This is a genomic window from Endozoicomonas sp. Mp262, assembly GCF_025643335.1.
Lineage (GTDB): Bacteria > Pseudomonadota > Gammaproteobacteria > Pseudomonadales > Endozoicomonadaceae > Endonucleibacter.
Genome location: NZ_CP092489.1, coordinates 794,429 through 816,018, shown reverse-complemented (window position 1 = coordinate 816,018; position 21,590 = coordinate 794,429). Strand labels below are relative to the sequence as shown.

26 protein-coding genes and 1 pseudogene are annotated in these 21,590 nt (G+C 44.4%); 16 read left to right on the top strand and 11 right to left on the bottom strand.

Features of this window, described 5'->3' with window-relative positions; genetic code table 11:
- Positions 1-144 precede the first annotated feature (144 nt).
- From MJ595_RS03575 to MJ595_RS03565, 3 genes are all read left to right on the top strand, one after another.
- Positions 145-690 carry a GNAT family N-acetyltransferase gene (locus tag MJ595_RS03575; protein ID WP_263081160.1) on the top strand — a complete coding sequence of 182 codons (546 nt, stop codon included), beginning with the start codon at positions 145-147 and terminating at the stop codon, positions 688-690.
- A gap of 146 nt (positions 691-836) precedes the next feature.
- Entirely contained in the window at positions 837-1,160 is a 324-nt protein-coding gene (locus MJ595_RS03570) for a type II toxin-antitoxin system RelE/ParE family toxin (protein WP_263081159.1), read from the top strand.
- Positions 1,157-1,456, top strand: coding sequence for a helix-turn-helix domain-containing protein (locus tag MJ595_RS03565; RefSeq protein ID WP_263081158.1), 300 nt, complete (start codon positions 1,157-1,159; stop codon positions 1,454-1,456). The genes MJ595_RS03570 and MJ595_RS03565 overlap by 4 nt, the downstream gene beginning before the upstream one ends.
- 67 nt (positions 1,457-1,523) lie before the next feature.
- Here MJ595_RS03565 and MJ595_RS03560 read toward each other — a convergent pair whose 3' ends face one another.
- The 4 genes from MJ595_RS03560 to MJ595_RS03545 form a co-directional block, all read right to left on the bottom strand.
- Complete coding sequence (locus MJ595_RS03560; RefSeq protein ID WP_263081157.1) at positions 1,524-1,850, bottom strand: hypothetical protein; 327 nt, start codon at positions 1,848-1,850, stop codon at positions 1,524-1,526.
- A 108-nt stretch (positions 1,851-1,958) separates the two neighbouring features.
- Positions 1,959-2,258, bottom strand: coding sequence for a hypothetical protein (locus tag MJ595_RS03555; RefSeq protein ID WP_263081156.1), 300 nt, complete (start codon positions 2,256-2,258; stop codon positions 1,959-1,961).
- Between the two features lie 229 nt (positions 2,259-2,487).
- Positions 2,488-3,813, bottom strand: coding sequence for a transposase (locus MJ595_RS03550; RefSeq protein ID WP_263078492.1), 1,326 nt, complete (start codon positions 3,811-3,813; stop codon positions 2,488-2,490).
- Positions 3,814-3,852: 39 nt separating this feature from the next.
- Positions 3,853-4,410: a hypothetical protein gene (locus MJ595_RS03545; protein WP_263081155.1), complete on the bottom strand. Its 558-nt coding sequence runs from the start codon at positions 4,408-4,410 to the stop codon at positions 3,853-3,855.
- Between the two features lie 604 nt (positions 4,411-5,014).
- On the opposite strand from MJ595_RS03545, the gene MJ595_RS03540 reads away from it, so the two are divergent.
- A complete protein-coding gene (locus MJ595_RS03540) occupies positions 5,015-5,488 on the top strand; it encodes a helix-turn-helix domain-containing protein (protein WP_263078037.1) in 474 nt (157 codons plus the stop codon).
- A complete protein-coding gene (locus MJ595_RS03535; protein ID WP_263322427.1) occupies positions 5,410-6,063 on the top strand; it encodes an IS630 family transposase in 654 nt (217 codons plus the stop codon). The genes MJ595_RS03540 and MJ595_RS03535 overlap by 79 nt, the downstream gene beginning before the upstream one ends.
- A gap of 198 nt (positions 6,064-6,261) precedes the next feature.
- Here the strand turns inward: MJ595_RS03535 and MJ595_RS03530 are convergent, their stop codons facing one another.
- From MJ595_RS03530 to MJ595_RS03510, 5 genes and pseudogenes are all read right to left on the bottom strand, one after another.
- Positions 6,262-7,629: a transposase gene (locus MJ595_RS03530; protein ID WP_263078002.1), complete on the bottom strand. Its 1,368-nt coding sequence runs from the start codon at positions 7,627-7,629 to the stop codon at positions 6,262-6,264.
- Between the two features lie 409 nt (positions 7,630-8,038).
- Positions 8,039-8,692: an IS630 family transposase gene (locus tag MJ595_RS03525; RefSeq protein WP_263322427.1), complete on the bottom strand. Its 654-nt coding sequence runs from the start codon at positions 8,690-8,692 to the stop codon at positions 8,039-8,041.
- Positions 8,614-9,087, bottom strand: a complete 474-nt coding sequence (locus MJ595_RS03520; RefSeq protein ID WP_263078037.1) for a helix-turn-helix domain-containing protein — start codon at positions 9,085-9,087, stop codon at positions 8,614-8,616. Before MJ595_RS03520 ends, MJ595_RS03525 begins: the two co-directional genes overlap by 79 nt.
- A 137-nt stretch (positions 9,088-9,224) precedes the next feature.
- Entirely contained in the window at positions 9,225-9,914 is a 690-nt protein-coding gene (locus MJ595_RS03515) for a hypothetical protein (protein ID WP_263081154.1), read from the bottom strand.
- Positions 9,915-10,300: 386 nt separating this feature from the next.
- Positions 10,301-10,504 (bottom strand): annotated as a pseudogene (locus tag MJ595_RS03510) (transposase); the annotation flags it as partial.
- A gap of 112 nt (positions 10,505-10,616) precedes the next feature.
- Between MJ595_RS03510 and MJ595_RS03505 the strand changes: the two are divergent.
- Entirely contained in the window at positions 10,617-10,973 is a 357-nt protein-coding gene (locus MJ595_RS03505) for a hypothetical protein (protein ID WP_263081153.1), read from the top strand.
- A 625-nt stretch (positions 10,974-11,598) separates the two neighbouring features.
- Here the strand turns inward: MJ595_RS03505 and MJ595_RS03500 are convergent.
- Positions 11,599-12,063, bottom strand: coding sequence for a hypothetical protein (locus MJ595_RS03500; RefSeq protein WP_263081152.1), 465 nt, complete (start codon positions 12,061-12,063; stop codon positions 11,599-11,601).
- A gap of 476 nt (positions 12,064-12,539) precedes the next feature.
- Between MJ595_RS03500 and MJ595_RS03495 the strand changes: the two genes are divergently transcribed.
- The 8 genes from MJ595_RS03495 to dnaB all read left to right on the top strand — a co-directional run bounded on the left by MJ595_RS03495 (position 12,540) and on the right by dnaB (position 18,028).
- Positions 12,540-12,839, top strand: coding sequence for a hypothetical protein (locus tag MJ595_RS03495; protein ID WP_263081151.1), 300 nt, complete (start codon positions 12,540-12,542; stop codon positions 12,837-12,839).
- A 90-nt stretch (positions 12,840-12,929) separates the two neighbouring features.
- Positions 12,930-13,100, top strand: a complete 171-nt coding sequence (locus MJ595_RS03490; RefSeq protein ID WP_263081150.1) for a hypothetical protein — start codon at positions 12,930-12,932, stop codon at positions 13,098-13,100.
- 100 nt (positions 13,101-13,200) lie between these two features.
- Complete coding sequence (gene rlmB, locus MJ595_RS03485) at positions 13,201-13,935, top strand: 23S rRNA (guanosine(2251)-2'-O)-methyltransferase RlmB (RefSeq protein ID WP_263081149.1); 735 nt, start codon at positions 13,201-13,203, stop codon at positions 13,933-13,935.
- A gap of 239 nt (positions 13,936-14,174) precedes the next feature.
- Complete coding sequence (gene rpsF / locus MJ595_RS03480; RefSeq protein ID WP_263322450.1) at positions 14,175-14,591, top strand: 30S ribosomal protein S6; 417 nt, start codon at positions 14,175-14,177, stop codon at positions 14,589-14,591.
- Between the two features lie 119 nt (positions 14,592-14,710).
- Positions 14,711-14,935, top strand: a complete 225-nt coding sequence (gene rpsR / locus MJ595_RS03475; protein WP_263081148.1) for a 30S ribosomal protein S18 — start codon at positions 14,711-14,713, stop codon at positions 14,933-14,935.
- Between the two features lie 25 nt (positions 14,936-14,960).
- Positions 14,961-15,833, top strand: coding sequence for a hypothetical protein (locus MJ595_RS03470; protein WP_263081147.1), 873 nt, complete (start codon positions 14,961-14,963; stop codon positions 15,831-15,833).
- A 119-nt stretch (positions 15,834-15,952) separates the two neighbouring features.
- Positions 15,953-16,399, top strand: coding sequence for a 50S ribosomal protein L9 (gene rplI / locus MJ595_RS03465; protein ID WP_263081146.1), 447 nt, complete (start codon positions 15,953-15,955; stop codon positions 16,397-16,399).
- 225 nt (positions 16,400-16,624) lie between these two features.
- Positions 16,625-18,028 (top strand): replicative DNA helicase, encoded by a 1,404-nt coding sequence (gene dnaB / locus MJ595_RS03460; protein WP_263081145.1) that lies wholly within the window; start codon positions 16,625-16,627, stop codon positions 18,026-18,028.
- A gap of 234 nt (positions 18,029-18,262) precedes the next feature.
- On the opposite strand, the gene MJ595_RS03455 is transcribed toward dnaB, so the two are convergent.
- Positions 18,263-19,588 carry a transposase gene (locus MJ595_RS03455; protein ID WP_263078492.1) on the bottom strand — a complete coding sequence of 442 codons (1,326 nt, stop codon included), beginning with the start codon at positions 19,586-19,588 and terminating at the stop codon, positions 18,263-18,265.
- Positions 19,589-19,945: 357 nt separating this feature from the next.
- Here MJ595_RS03455 and queG point away from each other — a divergent pair, with 357 nt between their 5' ends.
- Both queG and MJ595_RS03445 read left to right on the top strand, forming a co-directional pair.
- The gene (gene queG / locus MJ595_RS03450; RefSeq protein WP_263322449.1) at positions 19,946-20,977 is read left to right on the top strand and encodes a tRNA epoxyqueuosine(34) reductase QueG; all 1,032 of its coding nucleotides are present in this window, start codon (positions 19,946-19,948) and stop codon (positions 20,975-20,977) included.
- Between the two features lie 24 nt (positions 20,978-21,001).
- On the top strand, positions 21,002-21,388 hold the full coding sequence (locus MJ595_RS03445; RefSeq protein ID WP_263081144.1) for a nuclear transport factor 2 family protein: 387 nt from the start codon (positions 21,002-21,004) through the stop codon (positions 21,386-21,388).
- Positions 21,389-21,590 lie beyond the last annotated feature (202 nt).

The window sequence follows — 21,590 nt, the reverse complement described above, 5'->3', positions numbered from 1 at the left end:
TCGCCCCTGTGGGGCTGGACGCTCGCCTGCGGCTCGCGCCGCTGCTGCAAGGCGTTAGGTTTCTCTACTCAGTGTCGTAGTGATATTATGAGTGTCATTTATATTTAGCAAAGCAGCGGATGGTGTGGCATGCATGGCAACAGTATGTATCTTAGAGAAGTAAAAAAAGGAAATCTTTTTGGAGATATGGCTGCATCATTGATGCTTGCTACATTTTACGGAGTGGAAATGCAATCAGCCCTTGGTTGGTCAGTTGAGAGAAGATATAGAGAGCTAACCAAAACTCAAATGATGATTGATGAAGGATTGTCTCGAATGATCTTGGCTGAAAACCCACAGGGCATGCCTTTGGGAATGATCGTTTGCACTAATACTGATAGTACTGAAATTCAGCGCATAGAGGCAATAATCGTTGCTGAAGCTTTTAGAGCAAAAGGCATTGGAAGAAAACTTTTGCAGGCTGCAAAAGGTAATAAAGAATTTCATGCGTTTGCAACCCCGAAATCTTTATCTTGGTATAAAAGAAATGGCTTCAAAGTAATCGGTAAGCATGAGGAAGGAACAACAGAGGTTACGACGGCAGAGAATGTAGGTGATTACAAATTTAAGATAAGAGCACCAATGCCAACAGAGATAGATGATTTTATGGTTGATATGCTGAAAAAAGTGGATCAATACAACGAAACCTAACAATCGCAGCCAGCATCGCCCCTTCGGGGCTGGACGTGCCTATCGGCACGCCGCTGCTGCAAGGCGTTATGTGGCTTCTTTCAGAATTCAACAAATTCTAGGGAACTTTTTCTTGTTAAAGTTATCATATATGATAACCTGAGAGTATGAAGTGGAAAATTACGTTTTATAACGAGAAGGTAGAGGAGGAGACCTTAAGATTTCCCAAAGGTATTTTGGCTAACTTCATCCATATAGCTGAAATGATTGAAGAATTTGGCCCAGGCCTTGGTAAACCTTATACAGCCCCTATGGGCGACGGTCTCTTTGAAATTCGAGCTAAAGGTCAGGAGGGTATTGGTCGTTCTCTGTACTGTATGGTGAAGGGGAAAGAAATTATCATTCTTAACTCGTTCATTAAAAAGTCTCAGAAAACACCCAAGAAAGAGCTAGACCTTGCAAAAAAACGAATGAAGGAGGTCAAAAGATGAGTAGGCCATCATTTTCAAACTTTAAGAAAAAAGCGCTTGCTGACCCTAAAGTTCGCGAAGAGTACGAGCAGCAAGAGCTTGCTTACGAGCTGAGGAAAAAGCTCATATCTCTTCGGAAAGAGGCAGGTCTGACACAGGAAGAGCTGGCAGACATTCTTAACACTCAGAAAAGCAATATCTCAAGGCTTGAGAACGTCAATTCTAAAATGTCTCCTAAACTTTCCACAATAGAAGACTATGCCAAAGCTATTGGCTATAAAGTCAAAATCAGCTTTGAGCCTCGTCCAGCCACATAACAAAGCCTTTCAGCGGACGCAGTCGCTAACGCGCCTGCACCGCTGAAGGCGGCGTTATGCCCTTAATCTACTGCATGTTTATTTGTAACTGTTCCTGTAAAAGCTTCAGTCGATCCAATATTTCTTGCGCTTGCTCTGGTGTAAGATTTGGATTTTGTGATTCATGCACTAACTTTCCTATTTCCTCCATCATTGCAGTTATATCCGTATCTCTACATATTGGGCAATTCACATTTCTTGCAAGCCAATCGCCAATGCAAGAGGGATGAAATTTGTGCCCACATTCCAAAGTCTTTGAGTTATGCATAGCTGCCAAACAAATTGCACAGTTCTCATTTGCCATTGCCGGAAAAATCTGTGCGGATAGAACAGCTCCAATTAATAAAACTTTCACCTTTTGCCTACTTCTGTCAAAAGCTTCAGAGTATGCATAATCGGGTAAGAGCTGGCTTCTCTCCAGCTCTCCCCACACCACCCGGCATGCGGGTCCGCACCGGGCGGTTCACTGAAGGTAGTGAAACCTGACCCATAAGTCTTTCAGGGAAACAAGCCCTGCTGTTGCCAGAAACCTGTCGTTCAGACCCAGTTGTACCGCATAGGTTTTCGCAAGCCGGTAAGGGCCTTTACTGCTTAAACCTATACTGATAGCTCTGCGCCGGTCTACACCCAGCCGGATCAGGTTGCGGATACGGGTTTTCGGACGACACCATTGTTTCATAAAACAGCAGCGGATTCGCCGACGTATCCACTGATCCAGTTCAGGTAGCGGACGATAGTATTCGAGAATTTGAAGGACACCCATAATAATTTCGTTAAAAATCAGAACTCAATTAATAGATGTCCCTTTTTCGCCTCCGGCCTCTCTGCCAAGTAAGTAATGGGTATATATCTCTTGAATATACCACTGACCTTAACTTTAGAGTTAGTATGACATGAACGTCTGGTTATATTTTAAAAATTGTGTGCAAAAATACATCCAAACGTTTTTTCAGATTCGGTATTATTCTTGATTATTGCGTTGTCGCCGCTATTTATGCCGCTTTTTTCTTTTCTTTGACTATTCCGTCAGTCAAACTATTAAAATTGAACTCATATTTTTGGCTATATCGGTTCCAGCCCTCACGAATAGGTAATCTGGGGATAATTCCTGCGAGTGCAAATCTTAGCATGCCAGCGGTGGTTGTGTCCTGATCCCGCCAAGGAATCCTTGAAATGCCCACGCTTGCTTGATTTTTACAGACGGTCAACAGTTGCAATAATGCGTATCCAGCCATCTTCAGATGCATCCACCGCAACAGAGTTCTCAGCTTTTGCTGCCATAACTGGCGGCAACCAAATGAATGTTTAATTTGCTGAAACATGGGTTCAACCGGCCATCTTTTCGCATAAATACGAAGGATGTCTATACCTTCAAGTCCAGTATTGGTTGCAATGAATATACGGCTTTCTGTCAGTCCTTTATCATTTTCAAACCGACCCCAGACAACCCGAACCTTGCGGCCTTTCAGGAAGCGAGCCCGACATACCCGGGTGCGATAACGTATCTTTCGAAATCTGCCGTATATTCTTACGGTTGTTTGATATTCCGGTAGCTTCTCCACTTCCGGGGGCGTCATTTTGATGCCATACTTTTTGGGTCGCCCACGTTTTTTTGCAGTGGACTCCAACGGTAAGGCATACAATGCCCGGTTTAACGGGATTTGCCCTACTACTTCATAGCCCATTTCCAGAACGGGTTGCATTAGCGTCCAGTTCATATACCAACAGTCTGTCAGCAAGCGCAGTCCTTGCACCTTCACCTCTTGTCTCACCACTTTTAGCATGGCAACAGCGATTTTTAGCTTACTGGCATTGCCTGAAGCAGGAGATGGAAAGGAAAGCACAGGGATGGCAGTAAATACTTCATCTTTAGCCCGCTCAAATACAACAGCCAGGGATACCCAGCATTGTCCCCAGATATACGTTGGCCGGTTCCTTTTTTTACTGTGCTGGTGATGGGTTCGGCAAGCGGGAGCCTTGTCAGAAAAACGCTCCACCACCCAATCATCAAGACCAATGTTGATAAGTTCACCCCGTGGTACTTTTGAGCATACCAGCTGAATGAGCCGGCATGCGAGGCTCCTCCACCGCCACTTGCCTTGAGAGAGCCAATGGTGGTAACTGCTCCATACGCATTGAAAGTTATTAATAGATAACAGCGCCTGAGTGACAAAGCCTTGCCCGGATAGCATGCAGCCAAAAAGAAGTTCGCAGAACGTAGGTACTGCTGTTGGGGATAGCGCTGAAGCAAGAAACGTTGTATATAAGGCAAGCTCCCGGAGGATCTCTTTATGATCTGAAGTGAGCATAGCAACCATCTTTGTATTTTGTTTGGAGATGGTTGCTATTAACCGATTTCAGATGAAAATCGTACTATTGTTCTTTGGTAACTCTAAAGTCGAGTACCACTGACCATTAATTAAGGTTAAAAAAAACAGATTCGTTCCCATTTTAAACATGTAATTATGTGTATCTATTAGCATAACTGATTTGATATCCTGATCACTTTCAAGAGGTATAAAGAACAACCTATCTACTCCTTTTTGTTGTCCCCAGTATTTTTCATTATAAAAAGCAATTGAAAGAGCTATATCTAATGGATCTTTTTGCATTCCCCTTTCACCAATAAATGATGTCAAAAATCTAGTTCTGGATTTTTTAATTTCCCTTTTCCTTTTTTCTGTTTCACTTGGAAAGCGTGATAACTTGCAATTGATTTCTGATTTGAAACAGGTTAGCTCTTGAATGCTTCCATTTAATACCAAGATTCCTTTATTTAAAATAGGGATAGCGTCCCATTCTTGCCCGCCAGTAGCAAAAACACTCACGCAAAAAAAAGATGAGCAGATGAGAACAATAAAATAAGATTTACTTTTCTTGCAGCCATCTATCGCATGGATAATTTCAGGCTTCAAAACCCTGTTTTGGTGACACATTATTTCGACCAAGCAATGCCCAAAGTAAAACAAAAGTATAGTAGTAATCCCTCAATGCAGCAGGAGTTAGATATTTTTTATTTTGAGGGCATCCATTAATTAGAATTTGATTTTCAATTGTGATTTTGGGATGTGATTTTTGATTTTGGTGATTTTTGATTTTGGGACATCCATTAATTTGACCTTGATTTGCAACGATAAGTTTGTGGATGTCTTTCTAGTTTTACCACCAACTGCTTGCGCCTTTTGCAGGCTTACGGCATTCTAATGCAAAAGTCACAATCAATTATCAACCCGTGTTAGCGGCGTTAAGTGCTATCCCATATCGTGAATTATGTGCATAGTTAATAATTTTTTAAAAAATAAAATAAAGAAAAAAATAGTTATTTTTTCTGCCTTATATTTACAGCTAGTCAGCTGTACATTTGGAGTAATTGATTAAGTAGGTCATAGTTTGGTTTCAAATAAACTGGATGTTCGGCCAGTACGAGAAATCTACTTCTTGATCTAACGATCAGATAGCTATTGAATGATACATTTACTCTATTATAAAGAGAGTACTGGTCTTTAAATCCCTCTCCCTATGAAGTACGTCACTACAATCACTGATGAAGCTGTTTTATTAACTTTGAAATTCGCCAAACACTACGGACCTCTGAGATGTATAAGGGAAAGAGCCCATAGCCTTTTATTGAGCAATCGTGGCTTTACCCTTGAGCAAATTGCCGAAATACTTGAAATTAGATATCAAACTGCTTCTCAGTGGATTGATGATTGGGAAGAATATGGTATTCGTGCCTTGTACAAGGGGCATGGTGGCGGTAGGCCGTGCATATATGACGAATCCGAAGTGCAACGCATAAAAGAATTAGTGGCTGAAGAGCCTCGTCGCTTATCGTATGTCAAATCCAAGATCGAGGATGAAACCGGTAAATCTTCATCAAAAATTACTCTGGCAAACATTGTAAAAAAGCAGGGCTGGTTTACAAAAGACTCCGTAAATCATGCAAACATAAACGGGACGAAGAGCAATTCCATGACTGTAAAACTGCTCTGAAAGATGCCCAGGAAGCCGAGAGCAAAGGGTTAATCAATTTATTTTATTTTGATGAGTCCGGCTTTACCCAGGAACCTTGTGTGCCATACGGTTGGCAGGAAAAAGGAAAGCAGCTCAGAATACCATCAGTCAAAAGTAAACGCATCAACGTACTGGGGTTTATGAACCGAAGCTGTGAGCTATTTCATTATCCTGTTGTGGGTTCAGTGAATAGCGATACGGTGATTGCGGCCTTTGATGACTTTGCAGAGAAAATGGCAGATGAAAAATACAGCTCAAATGATCGTTACACGGTAGTTATGGTGGATAATGCCAGCATTCACACCAGCAAAAAGTTTTGTGCCAGAATTGATGACTGGATGATTGAAAAGAAATTGCTGGTCTGCTTTCTGCCAACATATTCACCTGAGCTCAACCTGATTGAAATCCTGTGGAGGAAAATAAAGTATGAATGGCTCAACCTCTTGTCAATCAAGAGCTTTGCGGAATTTGAAAAAGAAGTTGAACGGGTGCTTTTTTCATTTGGAGAGGAGTATATGATCTCATTTTCTAATACTGTCCGACTGGATGGTTAAATTATTCGAAAGCAATCTATACACTACTTATTCCAAAGAGCCTATATCAGCTATTCCCGCATGATGAACGTCGATGATCGTTGGTATTGACAATAAGGCAGCAAAAATAATGAAGCCGATCAAAACTGAGCCGCCAATTAACAAAGCGGAGCTTTAAAGAAAAAATGTCACCCCTGAACGTAGCTACGATATGGCCGGTTATGATGTATCGAATGGAATCACCCTTTTCTCTTCAATACCATGAGTTACTGTGTAAAAAAGCCCCTCCCACGTTTTTATCAGCCAATGCAAAAAATAGCCCTGTATCCATTTCCATAATGCTATACGGACTCCTTTTGAGCGGGTTCTTAAAGCTTCCTGAAACTGGGGACAGCACAGTTCCTGTATTTGATCTACGAGAAAAGCAAGCATCGTCAGATAGGCCAGATTTGTGGCTAAGTGCTTCTCACCGTGACCGTAGTTATGTTCGAGATCGTAGCCTTGATTTTTCAGGGTGTTAAACGTCTGGTTCTCAATATGCCATCGGCAGCGCCCTCCTTTCATGACGGGTTCTATGGTTTCTTCGTTAAGCGGAATATCAGTCACCCAGCACCAGATATGCTGTTTACCTTTTTTATCGGTTTCGACAAAATCAAGCACATTAACCTGTTCTGCATATTTTGCCTTGTTCAGCCTGACGTCATTGGCATAGCGAAACCACCACTTAATTCCAGTCTCTTCATTAACTTTTTCAGCACGGTGAACTTTTCCTTCTTTATCCAGCTCATCCATCGCTTCAACCAGCGAGGCATGGTTGCCATCTTTCGCGACAATGATGTAATGCCAGCCATAACTCTTAATCAGTTGGACAGTGGGGTTGTCAGCATAAAGACTGTCCAGAAGAATAACGAACTTTAGACGTGGGTGATGCTCTCGTATGGTGGCAAACAACCGTTTAATGGCATTTTTTTCACAGTCATTTTTGGTCGAACCGTCCTGGCAAACTATGGCTTCCGGTGCCAATGGCAAGACTGTTTTTTGATCCGGGTGAGCAATGCATGCTGCCATTAACTGGTGGTAGTGAGCTTCGTTGGCCTTTCCCTTATTTTTAGTACAGCACTCCTGACAAGGTTTTTTATTATTGCAGGAGTAAAATAGCCCAGTTCCATCGATCGGGAGCAAGTAGTGATTTTTCAAGTTCCCGCAGTGAAATTCGAATGCCTTCAGTAATCCGCCCCTTTGGACGTTAGACAGCAATGTCTTAAAAGGCTTTTTGAACTCTACGGGATCTATTGGATCCAGGATTTCCCGCATACTGGTATCACAGGGAGCACGTTTTTTTATCTGATACAGGTGCTCAAGGTTATGCCTTACTTCTTGCTCTGTTTTATCACGCTCAAACGAGAGGAGCGATGGGTACTTGAGATGCATCATGGCAAAAGCGGACATGGAGGCATCATGTATTGTTATTTTTCTGGAATCCTTGTTTGGTCGGACATCTGGAATTTGCTCATAACTTTCAGAAATCGTAGTAATTAAACTGTTTGCACAAAGATGCTTACGACTTTTTTGGAATGGATAAGCCATGAGAGACAGCCATTGATAAAGTATCCCTATCAAAAGTAGACGTTATTTTGTGCGAAATCACTCCATTTGGAATTTACTGTAAGCCTTGCTGTTGCAGTGATTTAATTGATGTCACGGGAATAGCTGTATAATACTGATATATCTTTTTTATTTATACGGGTAACAGAAGCTAGATCACCTATAGTATTGCTCTCTAGTTTATATGTGGTTATAGAGGTGGTAGCACATCCGGTTATTGAATTGAAACCTTTTACTCCTGATGTGACAAGTATACCATCACTGTTTTCTCTTGATTTTAATAAAACAACATCATCGATTAACTCACTGTTTGTGTCGACTCTCATAAGCTCCCAGCTTTCATCAGGGTGTTTTTTCCATATAAGTAGTGTATAGATTGCTTTCGAATAATTTAACCATCCAGTCGGACAGTATTAGAAAATGAGATCATATACTCCTCTCCAAATGAAAAAAGCACCCGTTCAACTTCTTTTTCAAATTCCGCAAAGCTCTTGATTGACAAGAGGTTGAGCCATTCATACTTTATTTTCCTCCACAGGATTTCAATCAGGTTGAGCTCAGGTGAATATGTTGGCAGAAAGCAGACCAGCAATTTCTTTTCAATCATCCAGTCATCAATTCTGGCACAAAACTTTTTGCTGGTGTGAATGCTGGCATTATCCACCATAACTACCGTGTAACGATCATTTGAGCTGTATTTTTCATCTGCCATTTTCTCTGCAAAGTCATCAAAGGCCGCAATCACCGTATCGCTATTCACTGAACCCACAACAGGATAATGAAATAGCTCACAGCTTCGGTTCATAAACCCCAGTACGTTGATGCGTTTACTTTTGACTGATGGTATTCTGAGCTGCTTTCCTTTTTCCTGCCAACCGTATGGCACACAAGGTTCCTGGGTAAAGCCGGACTCATCAAAATAAAATAAATTGATTAACCCTTTGCTCTCGGCTTCCTGGGCATCTTTCAGAGCAGTTTTACAGTCATGGAATTGCTCTTCGTCCCGTTTATGTTTGCATGATTTACGGAGTCTTTTGTAAACCAGCCCTGCTTTTTTACAATGTTTGCCAGAGTAATTTTTGATGAAGATTTACCGGTTTCATCCTCGATCTTGGATTTGACATACGATAAGCGACGAGGCTCTTCAGCCACTAATTCTTTTATGCGTTGCACTTCGGATTCGTCATATATGCACGGCCTACCGCCACCATGCCCCTTGTACAAGGCACGAATACCATATTCTTCCCAATCATCAATCCACTGAGAAGCAGTTTGATATCTAATTTCAAGTATTTCGGCAATTTGCTCAAGGGTAAAGCCACGATTGCTCAATAAAAGGCTATGGGCTCTTTCCCTTATACATCTCAGAGGTCCGTAGTGTTTGGCGAATTTCAAAGTTAATAAAACAGCTTCATCAGTGATTGTAGTGACGTACTTCATAGGGAGAGGGATTTAAAGACCAGTACTCTCTTTATAATAGAGTAAATGTATCATTCAATAGCTATCTGATCGTTAGATCAAGAAGTAGATTTCTCGTACTGGCCGAACATCCAGTTTATTTGAAACCAAACTATGACCTACTTATGCAAACCAAAATCATCGCCATTCTCTGGATGCGTTGTACTCACTGCCAAGAGTGTTGGCGTCAGGCATTTCATAAATATACCGCATTGTAAATGCTTGTCATCTGTATACAGGTGCGTTTGAGTAGGTAGCCCCCACGTCTCATTATCTTGAGCTACTTTACCTTCTTCCTCTTTTTTATATACATAAACTCTATAACTGGATTTTTCTCCCCCATAAAGAACTGCAAAGCTATTTTCTGATATTGCTTCAATCATGACTTTTCCATTATGAACATCGTCCAGGCCTGGAAGGTTTACAACATTATGATCACGCCATTTCTCCTGTTCGGAGCAATAGTAAGAAAAAAAGACTTGAAGATTATGAGGTGTATTCTTGTTTTTGCTGCCTTTTACCAGCATGATTATTTTATCATCAGACAGCATCGATATTGAGGTTGGTTTATAAGACATATCTGTCATTTTAGGGAGGGGTGGCCGTAGAACTCTCTCCGAGGCATAAAATTCAAATTTTAAAAGTGAGCTTGCTTTCATGGAGTTCATAAAGCCTTTATGAAAATCATAAGGTTCTTCATGCCTAGGGTTGTCTTTGTTTCTTACCCAGACCTGAGCATTTTTATTGTCTTTTTGGTCGAAGTTACCTGCCATGGTTAAATTGAAAGAAGTAGACAATGTAAATAACATCAGGGGTATTAGTGTATATATATTATGTATGTTTATCATTTATTTTATCCCCGTAAGCATTGTTCATAAAAACTATTTCCCCGCAGCAAGATTAAAAAATCCCTTTCTCTTCGCAAAGGAATGCCCGATGAAAAGTAGGGTAGCACACGGATTTATGTGCGAGGCAAAATATTGAGAGAGGAAAGCAGGAAGGGGCATAGTATTTTTAACTTAAATAGAACTTACGCATTGACGGCTCTGATAAAAGATGGTTTCAACCAATCTTTACCTTCAGAGAAACTCCTGATGAAGTCCAAGGTAGCATCCTTGAGTGCATCTTTCTTAACGCTGTAGATGCTTCTGAGTGACTGCGATACTTTCATAGCCTGAAGACAGGTATGCCCAAAGATAGCAGCAAAAATATGATTCCTGACCTGTTGCTCGCCTCTCACCTGAAAGCGCTCAATGTTGCAGAGTTGCTTTAAGGCTCGGTGATACTCTTCGATCGCCCAGTGGTGTTGGTGAAGCTGATTAAAATCAGACCATGGAGACAGATCTGCTCCAGCATGGGGCGTATAGACTACGTAATCAATTAATTTTGGGACATCCATTAATTTAACCTTGAATTGTAACGAAAATTTTGTGGATGTCCCTCCAATCAATTATCTCTAATTATGTTTATTGACTATATTGTGATTAGTCTAAATTTTGAAGTAGTTGCACATGTACCCTTCTTTAATAAAAGCTTTTGCTCTGATTGTACTTCTTTATACTACAAGCTCAGTTGCTGCTCTAACATACACGCTTAGATATTACTCTTATTCAGAGGGTTCGTTTGGCTGCCCAAGTATTGTGAAATGGACTATTTACCCTGTTGCTGATCATTATAAGCTTATAGTTTCTTATCCTGGTAAAAAGCGCAATATTTGTTTCGAGTTATCATCATTTAGCTACTCTGTTAATGAAAAAGGAGAATATAAAATTGAGTATTCAGAATTAACTAAAAGAGATGATCTTGTGCTAGAGCACCCAGATGAAATATTAAGTATCATTGAAAATGAAAGTTCACAAGACTATTAGTAATTCCTCACCTAAAACGGCATTAGAGAGATTATCTCTGAAGAACCTCACAGGCTATCTTATGTTTAAATAAAGATTACTGGTATTCATAAATCGTGCAAATAATCTCTTCTACCACCCAGTAGCAATAATACACTTCAAAGAATTTGATAAAGAGGTAGAGCGCGTATTTGACCTAGCCGGATAAGAGTATCTGATTTCTTTTGAGTGGGTACTTAAAAAAGTGTATGCCAAGGGCTTGATTTGAAAAATAATGGTTCGTCAGCAAGAGCTATTGCCTTTCAACCATAATTAAAACTAGTGTAGTCCATACTGCTATTGAATGAGCTTAAATTCCCGTTGGAATTCCCGGTGGGGAGAAGTTGTCGCAAAAGATATTTTATTAACAACGGAGGGCCGATAAGCATTCCACTATTTTTCGGCAATTCCACCTTCCATGATGGTCGTACAAAGAAACGGATAATTATAGTTTAAAGATAAAAAACTCTGTGTCTCCGTGTCTTTATTATGCCCTTTAGGGTGCTGTGGTTAAAAAAAAAGAGAATCAATTTCGTTTTGTGCGCACTGCATTCGTTTTGCGACAACCTCGGGATGCTGGGAACGAGGTAAGTTGCTCTCTAGTCGGCTAATACTCCTCATTCCGCCCGTTGCCCCCCCCCCCCCTAGGGTGGTATGGTGCTGACGTCCAGATTGCAGGCTTATTATAGTCGTTAGAATGTGCGATTGGCATTAGATGGTTTATCATAAGGAGAAGATCATTATAGTTTCTTTCAAATAAACTATTTAGTCTTGAGATTAAAATGGCTACATTTGGAGCGGTTGGAAACCCTGCGGGATAAACTAAATTTAAGATACTCTGACTTTGTTGTATGACTTCAATTTTTATTAGTGGGTAAAGCTGTTCTCTATACTCCAGAATATAAGGGTAAGCCTGAGAATTAAAAAAACTGCTCAGGATACCTGTTGTTTTCCAGATAGTGGCCCCCTCATACTCTGGAATCAAATTGATTAAATAGTTATCTGCCAACCCTTTTGGTATTAGCAGTAGCGTCATAAGGAAAACGGTTACTTTTCTCTTAATTTCAAACATCTGGCTTTAAACTCCTGAATTCAAATGATAAGTGCATAACGCATGATTTAGATAATATCTACTTCAATTAATTCCTGGAATACTTCATAAGGTGTTTAGTATCAAAAACATTTACTTGGCCGGTTATTTAACAACGTTACCAAGTGCCTTCGACTCTTGGAAAAGGCTAATAGGACAACCTTGAACTTGCCAGGGAAAAGTCCCGGTGCACCTGATAGAAAGGGCTGACTTCTTTGACTCTAAAGCTGTCGCGAAACCTTGAATTTTATTCGTCATCATCCTGTACAAAATGATGGTATTGAGTATATTTCAGGTTTTTGCAACACCCTCTTCTGCATGGGAACCCTGTTATTACGCCCCTGAAGATATTTATAACACCCAGCCCCTATGGAAGTGGATAAGTGACACCGTACTGCCTAGACTGAGCTGGCAGACAAGAAATGTCCGCAGCAAAAGAAAAATCGTGAGGTAGTACCATGAGTCAGGCTGAGGAAATGTTCGTACATCGATCGGAGTTCGATACACTGGTTGAGCGGGTTGATCGTCTGGATAAAAAAGTAGACAACGGCTTTGCGGAAATGAAAAAATTTGAGGACCGAACAGAAACCCAATTCATGGTAGTACGTCGTGAGCTGGCCCATCACAGCGATTTGTTAACCAGCCTTCAGGAAGGTCAGAAAAAACTGGAGCAGGAAGTAGCACTGGGAAGGCAGGAGAATGCTGAAACCCGCAATATGGTCAAACAAATTCTTGAAATTGTCAGTAATAAACCCTGAAAGAGATGGAAAAACTGAGCAGGGAACATCATCAGTCCATAGAACCTATATCTCCGCAGTGGAAATCACCAACATATTGGCTCACAGCTTTTGGCTATTCCCCGTACTGGCCAGGAACTGTTTCTGCCCTATGCTGATTTCCCCTGGTTTAAAGATCAGTCTGTGAGCGTTATTGTTAATATGGAAGAACAGGACTTGCTTGTCTTTGACTATACCCAGGAGCTGAGCGGATGCGATGCAATTCATAAAACCTCATGTTAGTGTTGAACCAAATGCTCTGCTACTATCTGTGCTTCTCATCCAAGCCTGACTTGCTGAGATCATTCCCGCAAATAGCCATCCTGATATTTTCTCCCTGTATATGAATAACGATTTTATTTTTGGACTGCACGCTGTGCAGAGCCTGTTTGAAACCAAGCCTGAACGTATCCTGGAGCTTTGGATTCAAAAGGGCCGGACTGACAAACGTATTAACCAGCTTGTGGATGATGCCCGTGGTCAGGGCATAGCCGTTCGTTTTGTGGAAAGGAACCGCCTGGATGCCAAGGTAGAGGGGGTTCACCAAGGCATTGTCGCAAAAGTGGCAGCCGCAAAAGTATACCGGGAAGGCGATCTTGAGGATCTTCTGGATAGCCTGGACACGCCTCCGTTCCTGCTGGTTCTGGATGGTGTCACTGACCCTCATAATTTAGGCGCTTGCCTTCGCACCGCAGATGCTGCCGGTGTTCATGCTGTCATTGCCCCTAAGGATAAGTCTGCCTGCCTTAATGCCACTGCCAGCAAAGTGGCCTGCGGGGCTGCTGAAACGGTTCCCCTGGTTCAGGTCACCAACTTATCCCGCACCCTGGCCTGGCTGAAAGAGCGGGGCATCTGGGTGATTGGCACGGCCGGTGAAAGCTCCGGCAATATTTACCAGGCTGACTTAAAAGGCTCCCTGGCCCTGGTTATGGGTGCAGAAGGTAAAGGGATGCGTCGCCTGACCCGTGATCATTGTGATTCATTAATTTATATTCCCATGGCCGGGGCTGTCAGCAGCCTGAATGTCTCGGTGGCTACGGGTGTATGCCTGTTTGAAGCCGTACGTCAACGGGTCTGAGCATTATGGTTGATGGTTAATAGCGTGCCTTTTATTCCCGAACATAACCATAAATAGTATACGTCCTTATGCCAATGGCGCTGCTACCGGTTGCAACCATAGTCACAGTTCAATAGAATTCTCGCTCTTTATATGCCGGATTGCGCCCTTTTGGATTTTTTATTCTATAGTGCTCTTTCCTGCATCTCCTTGCCTTACCGGCTTATCCGGAAGGCTGTTTAACCCGTAAGGAGCCAATGATGCGTCATTACGAGATTGTATTCCTGGTTCATCCTGACCAGAGCGAGCAGGTACCTGCCATGGTGGAGCGCTACACTCGCGCTATCACTGAAAGCGGTGGTCAGGTACACCGTCTTGAAGACTGGGGCCGCCGCCAGCTGGCTTACCCAATCAACAAGATCCACAAAGCTCACTATGTTCTGATGAACATCGAGTGTGACAATGAAATCCTGAAAGAGCTGACGGAAAACTTCCGCTACAACGATGCGGTAATCCGTAACATGGTGATTCGTCGTGATGAGGCTGTATCCGAGTCCTCCATCATGCTGCAGGCTGAAGAAAAGCGTGACCGTCGGGATGATCGCCCAAGACGTGAAGCACCTGAAGCCCGTGAAGACGCTCAGCCAGCTGAACAGACTGAAGAAGCTGCAGAGTAATTGCCATTAGCCTTGTGGCTAACCCCTGCCTGGTGCCGGAACAACCGGTGGCCATCTAGCGGGGAATGACACCACAGGCCTATGGACACCATTTAGCTTGAATTCAAGGAGACGTTGTTATGGCACGTTTTTTCCGTCGCAGGAAGTTCTGCCGTTTTACTGCTGAAGATGTGAAAGAGATCGATTACAAAGACCTCAACACACTGAAAGCCTATGTGACTGAGACTGGTAAAATTGTACCCAGCCGTATCACAGGCACCAAGGCCCGTTACCAGCGTCAGCTGGCGACCGCCATCAAGCGCGCGCGCTACATTGCGCTGCTGCCATACTGCGATCGTCACTGATCTCTGGACATAGGGTATATAACTGATGCGTGGATTGGCGGAACTGGCTATGCGCGGCCCCAAACAGGCCGTGATTCTGTCCGCACTTTTTGCCTGCATACCCATGCTGTTCTGGATCAGTGCTGCTATTGTTTCCCTGGTTCTGCTTCGCAGAGGCTTTGACCAGGGCTTCAAGGTACTGATGTGGGCCCTGTTACCCGGCATTGCCTGGGCTGCAATGGGACAGTACAGCGTAGTGATGGGACTGCTGGCAACCGTATCGCTGGCTTCAGTGTTACGGGTCACAGTCTCCTGGCAGAAAACCCTGCTGGCACTATTGCCGGTTGGCGGAGCCATGGCCTTTGTTCTGTCTCAGCTGGCACCGGCCCAGGTGTCCCAGTTGTCAGCGATGGTTATGGAGTTCCTGGGGACTTTTCTCAAGCAGGCGGGTAAAACACCGGCAGACTTGGGCGAGATCCTGAAACCACTGATTCATTATGGCGTGATAGGCATGCTGACCTGGTTCAACCTGGTGAGCTGCATACTCGGATTGATTCTGGCAAGGTCCTGGCAGTCCTCGCTGTATAACCCTGGCGGTTTCCGCGAAGAGTTCCAGCGAATCCGCCTGCCGGTGTTATCCAGCATGCTGCTGCTGGCACTGACTGTGGCCGGATCGGCACTATCCCCCGTCATGGTGGTGTTAGTACCCATTGCTTCACTGCCTTTGTTCATCGCCGGGGTATCCCTGGTACATGGACTGGTAGCACTCAGAAAACGGGGAATCCAATGGCTTGCCGTTTTCTATGTAATGGTGGTGCTTTTCACGCAGCTGGCATACCCGGTTATTGTTTTGACAGCCTGTCTTGACAGTCTATTTGACTTTCGGTCCCGCGTTGCCAATCGGGCAAACCAGGGCTGACAGGAGCAAAACGGCCTGAGGGTTGGGCACGGCTCTAATGCATTAGCCGACCTGACCCAGGCATGTCCAGAATGATAAAAATAGTGTTTTCACGCTTTAAAGAGTAAGAGGCTTAAGCAATGGAAGTAATCCTGCTTGAAAAAATTGCCAATCTTGGCAGCCTGGGCGACAAGGTAACCGTAAAAGCCGGTTACGGTCGTAACTTTCTGGTTCCTTTTGGTAAGGCCGTGCCTGCCAACAAGGACAACCTGGAAGCTTTTGAAGCTCGCCGCGCCGAGCTGGAAAAAGCAGCCGCCGAGAAGCTGGGCAACGCCACCAAGCGTGCCGCTGAAATGGCTGAAATCGAACTGACCCTGACCGCCAAGGCGGGTGATGAAGGTAAACTGTTTGGTTCCATCGGTCCTCGTGACCTGGCTGAAGCGATCACTTCTGCCGGCGTTGAAGTCGCCAAGAGCGAAATCCGCCTGCCGGAAGGTCCTATTCGCGCAATTGGCGAATACGATGTAGCCATTCAGCTGCACACAGACGTTGCTGCAAACATCAAGGTATTTGTTGAAGCCGAGTAATCGCGCTGACAGTCTGCCATGAATATCCTGCTCGGGATAGGCGGCAGACGAGTACTCCAGCAGTACTGACAAACCTTCAGATACAGCCCGTATACTTTCCCGGAAAGTGGCGGGCTGTTCTGTATTCACAGGGTAATCAGATAATACCTGCCCCCTACTCTCTACTATTTTTTATTGGCAGAGGGTATTCTTTTATGATGTCACCCACCTGATCAGACGGTTATCATGCTTGAAGCTCTAACCCGGGAACGCGAACTGCCGATTGATGAAGCGACCACAAACATCAAAACCCCTCCGCATTCCATAGAAGCAGAACAATCTGTCCTGGGCGGCCTGATGCTCGATAACCAGGCCTGGGATCAGGTAGTGGATAAAATAACCACCAATGACTTTTATCATCCCGGCCACAAATTAATTTATGAAGCCATTTCCCGACTGTCTGCCGACAGCAAACCCTTTGATCCCCTGACACTGGCGGAAACGCTGGAAAACCAGGGGGAGCTGGATAATGCCGGAAGCCTGGTTTATATCACCGAACTGGCAGGGAATGTGCCCAGTGTCGCCAATATCCGTGCCTATGCCGAGATTATCTACGAACGCTCCATGCTACGGCAGTTGATCAACGCCAGCCAGAAAATAGCTGACCGCGCCTATAATCCGGAAGGACGGAACAGCCAGGAGGTTCTGGACGAAGCCGAGCGCCTGGTTTTCAATATTGCCGAAGAACGGCCAAAATCCGGTGGCCCCGTTGGTATTCGGGAAATTCTTGATAAGACCGTTCGGAAAATTGATGAGCTGTTCAATGCTGGCGATGCCATTACCGGTGTTACCACCGGATTTTCAGACCTCGATAAAATGACCTCCGGCCTTCAGGCATCGGATTTGATTATCGTGGCCGCCCGTCCCTCCATGGGTAAAACCACCTTTGCCATGAACCTGGTGGAAAATGCCCTGCTGGCATCCGACAAAGGCGTTGTGGTATTCAGTCTGGAAATGCCCGGTGAACAGTTGATGATGCGTATGCTGTCATCACTGGGGCGCATTGACCAGTCAAAAACCCGTAGCGGCCAGCTGGAAGAAGATGACTGGCCTAAATTACTGTCTGCCGTAGAACGCCTCAAAGACCGAAAGCTCTTTATTGATGATACCGCCGGCATCAGTCCCCAGGAAATGCGGTCACGGGTGCGCCGGATTGTCCGGGAGCACGGGGATATCGGCATGATCATGATTGACTACCTTCAGTTGATGCAGATTCCCGGATTCAGCGAAGGAAGAACCAACGAAATTTCAGAAATTTCACGGTCCTTAAAAGCGCTGGCCAAAGAATTTAATGTGCCTGTGATTGCCCTGTCCCAGCTCAACCGATCTCTGGAACAACGTCCCAACAAACGCCCGGTAAACTCGGACCTCCGGGAATCTGGTGCCATAGAGCAGGATGCGGATGTCATCATGTTTATCTATCGGGATGAGGTGTATAACCCGGATACCGAATATAAGAATGTTGGCGAGATTATTATTGGCAAGCAGCGGAATGGCCCCATTGGCAGTGTCCGGCTGGCCTTTATCGGCAGATATACCCGATTCGAGAATCTGGCGCCGGATGCCTATGCGAACTTCAATGATGAATAGGGCTTCCTCTCGCTCCCGGCATCTTGCGGTTGTCACAAAAGGCTTTTTTTAAACCACGAAGGACACGAAGAGCACGAAGCATTTTAAGAAAAGCCTTGGTGTATTTAGTGTCCTTAACTTTAGAGTTAGTATGACATGAACGTTTGGTTATATTTTAAAAATTGTGTGCAAAAATACATCCAAACGTTTTTTCAGATTCGGTATTATTCTTGATTATTGCGTTGTCGCCGCTATTTATGCCGCTTTTTTCTTTTCTTTGACTATTCCGTCAGTCAAACTATTAAAATTGAACTCATATTTTTGGCTATATCGGTTCCAGCCCTCACGAATAGGTAATCTGGGGATAATTCCTGCGAGTGCAAATCTTAGCATGCCAGCGGTGGTTGTATCCTGATCCCGCCAAGGAATCCTTGAAATGCCCACGCTTGCTTGATTTTTACAGACGGTCAACAGTTGCAATAATGCGTATCCAGCCATCTTCAGATGCATCCACCGCAACAGAGTTCTCAGCTTTTGCTGCCATAACTGGCGGCAACCAAATGAATGTTTAATTTGCTGAAACATGGGTTCAACCGGCCATCTTTTCGCATAAATACGAAGGATGTCTATACCTTCAAGTCCAGTATTGGTTGCAATGAATATACGGCTTTCTGTCAGTCCTTTATCATTTTCAAACCGACCCCAGACAACCCGAACCTTGCGGCCTTTCAGGAAGCGAGCCCGACATACCCGGGTGCGATAACGTATCTTTCGAAATCTGCCGTATATTCTTACGGTTGTTTGATATTCCGGTAGCTTCTCCACTTCCGGGGGCGTCATTTTGATGCCATACTTTTTGGGTCGCCCACGTTTTTTTGCAGTGGACTCCAACGGTAAGGCATACAATGCCCGGTTTAACGGGATTTGCCCTACTACTTCATAGCCCATTTCCAGAACGGGTTGCATTAGCGTCCAGTTCATATACCAACAGTCTGTCAGCAAGCGCAGTCCTTGCACCTTCACCTCTTGCCTCACTACTTTTAGCATGGCAACAGCGATTTTTAGCTTACTGGCATTGCCTGAAGCAGGAGATGGAAAGGAAAGCACAGGGATGGCAGTAAATACTTCATCTTTAGCCCGCTCAAATACAACAGCCAGGGATACCCAGCATTGTCCCCAGATATACGTTGGCCGGTTCCTTTTTTTACTGTGCTGGTGATGGGTTCGGCAAGCGGGAGCCTTGTCAGAAAAACGCTCCACCACCCAATCATCAAGACCAATGTTGATAAGTTCACCCCGTGGTACTTTTGAGCATACCAGCTGAATGAGCCGGCATGCGAGGCTCCTCCACCGCCACTTGCCTTGAGAGAGCCAATGGTGGTAACTGCTCCATACGCATTGAAAGTTATTAATAGATAACAGCGCCTGAGTGACAAAGCCTTGCCCGGATAGCATGCAGCCAAAAAGAAGTTCGCAGAACGTAGGTACTGCTGTTGGGGATAGCGCTGAAGCAAGAAACGTTGTATATAAGGCAAGCTCCCGGAGGATCTCTTTATGATCTGAAGTGAGCATAGCAACCATCTTTGTATTTTGTTTGGAGATGGTTGCTATTAACCGATTTCAGATGAAAATCGTACTATTGTTCTTTGGTAACTCTAAAGTCGAGTTTAGTGTCCTTCGTGGTTCCAAAAAAACAGGGCATTGCGCTGAGGGTTTCGCGACAACCTCTTTCGCCAGGAACGAGAGGAACCTCGCCAGTAAATCCAGGCAGGTCATTCATAAACAGTCACTTTAATAAAATTCCCGAGTAAAAACTGGTATAAAAAAAATAGTGATATAGAATTAATTCGCCCTCAATTGTTGAATGAATGTTTTCCATTGGCCAGTACACACCTCTGCAAAAAAAACTTTGCCCAACTTGCTGAAGATATTAAAACCATGGCTATGGAGCTTGGTTTTCAGGCCGTAGGCATCACCAAACCAGTTATCAATAAAAGGGATCAACAGCAATTCCAGCAATGGCTGGACAAGGGCTTCCACGGCAACCTTGATTACATGGCGCGTAATCAGGCCTTAAGAACCAACCCTGAGTTGCTGCATCCCGGAGCCTGCCGGATTATTTCGGTGAGGATGGACTACCTGCCGGGCAATACCGAAACCATTAAAATCCTCAGTGATAAAGAAAAAGCCTATATCTCCCGCTATGCCCTGGGACGGGATTACCATAAGCTGATCCGCAAACGACTGACACAGCTGGGTAAAAAAATTGAAGAAACCTATGGCGACCACGGATACCGGGCATTTGTGGACAGTGCCCCGGTAATGGAACGCCCCCTCGCCCAACAGGCAGGGCTTGGCTGGATGGGGAAGCATTCATTAATTATCAACCGCCAGGCCGGTTCATTCTTTTTTTTAGGCGAGTTGTTTACCAATATTCCCTTACCCATCGACGAGCCTTACCAAAAAAATCATTGCGGGCGCTGCCAGTCATGTATTGACCGCTGCCCTACCGCTGCCATTGTTGAACCTTACAAAATTGATGCCCGTCGCTGCATTTCCTATCTCACCATAGAATACAGCGGTGCCATTCCCGTCGAACTCAGAACCATGATGGGTAACCGGGTGTTTGGCTGTGATGATTGTCAGCTGGCCTGTCCCTGGAACCGGTTTGCCAGGCCCACCCGGGAAGCCGATTTCACTCCCCGCCACCAGCTGGACTCAACAGACCTGGCTGATTTATTTTTATGGAGCGAAGAGGAGTTTCTGGAAAGAACAGCAGGTTCCCCCATCCGTAGGGCTGGTTTTGAGTGCTGGCTCAGAAATCTTGCCGTGGGCCTGGGCAATGCCCCTACTTCAGATAAAATCCTTTCTGCATTAAAGGCCAGGCTTGATTTTCCTTCAGATCTTGTCAGGGAACATATCCAGTGGGCTCTTGAGCAGCATGGAATATCTCAACCTATACTCTGTTAGGCTAGTACTTAACAGGAACAGGCTATGACAACACAAGTGACAGGTGAAGCCCTTGCTCCCTTTAAAAAACTGATCCATGACATTGAGCAGGCATTCCGGGAAAAGGACATCCGCAAGGCAATGGCCCAGTTTGTTCCGGATGCCGATATTACCAGCTATGGCTTTCTATCCGATATCTATAATAAAAATGAACTGGAGCAGCATTGGGTGGATTACTTCAAGGGCCATGAAATCGCAGAAAAAAGTGAGGAAAATTACACCGTGTATATGTATGGTGAAGCGGCCTGTCTATGCCTTACCTATACATCCAGGGATAGTGGTACTCCCAAAAAACGCATGACGCTATTTCTGGAAAACCATAATGGCGCCTGGCTGATTCGTCACCGTCACCATTCCTATTCACCTCAATAGAGTTCCAGTCTAGTACATCATTTCAATGTGCTTGACGTTTTCAGCCGGAGCTTGTCGAAGGGTGGAGCCAAGCACTTCGACAGGCTCAGTGCGATCGGTATGGAGATTAGTGCTGAGTACTATTCCGCTCGACAATATCTACTCCAAGAATACAGCATCGCGGGTGCGCTACATGAGCGGAAACAGAAAATGGGGAGGTTGG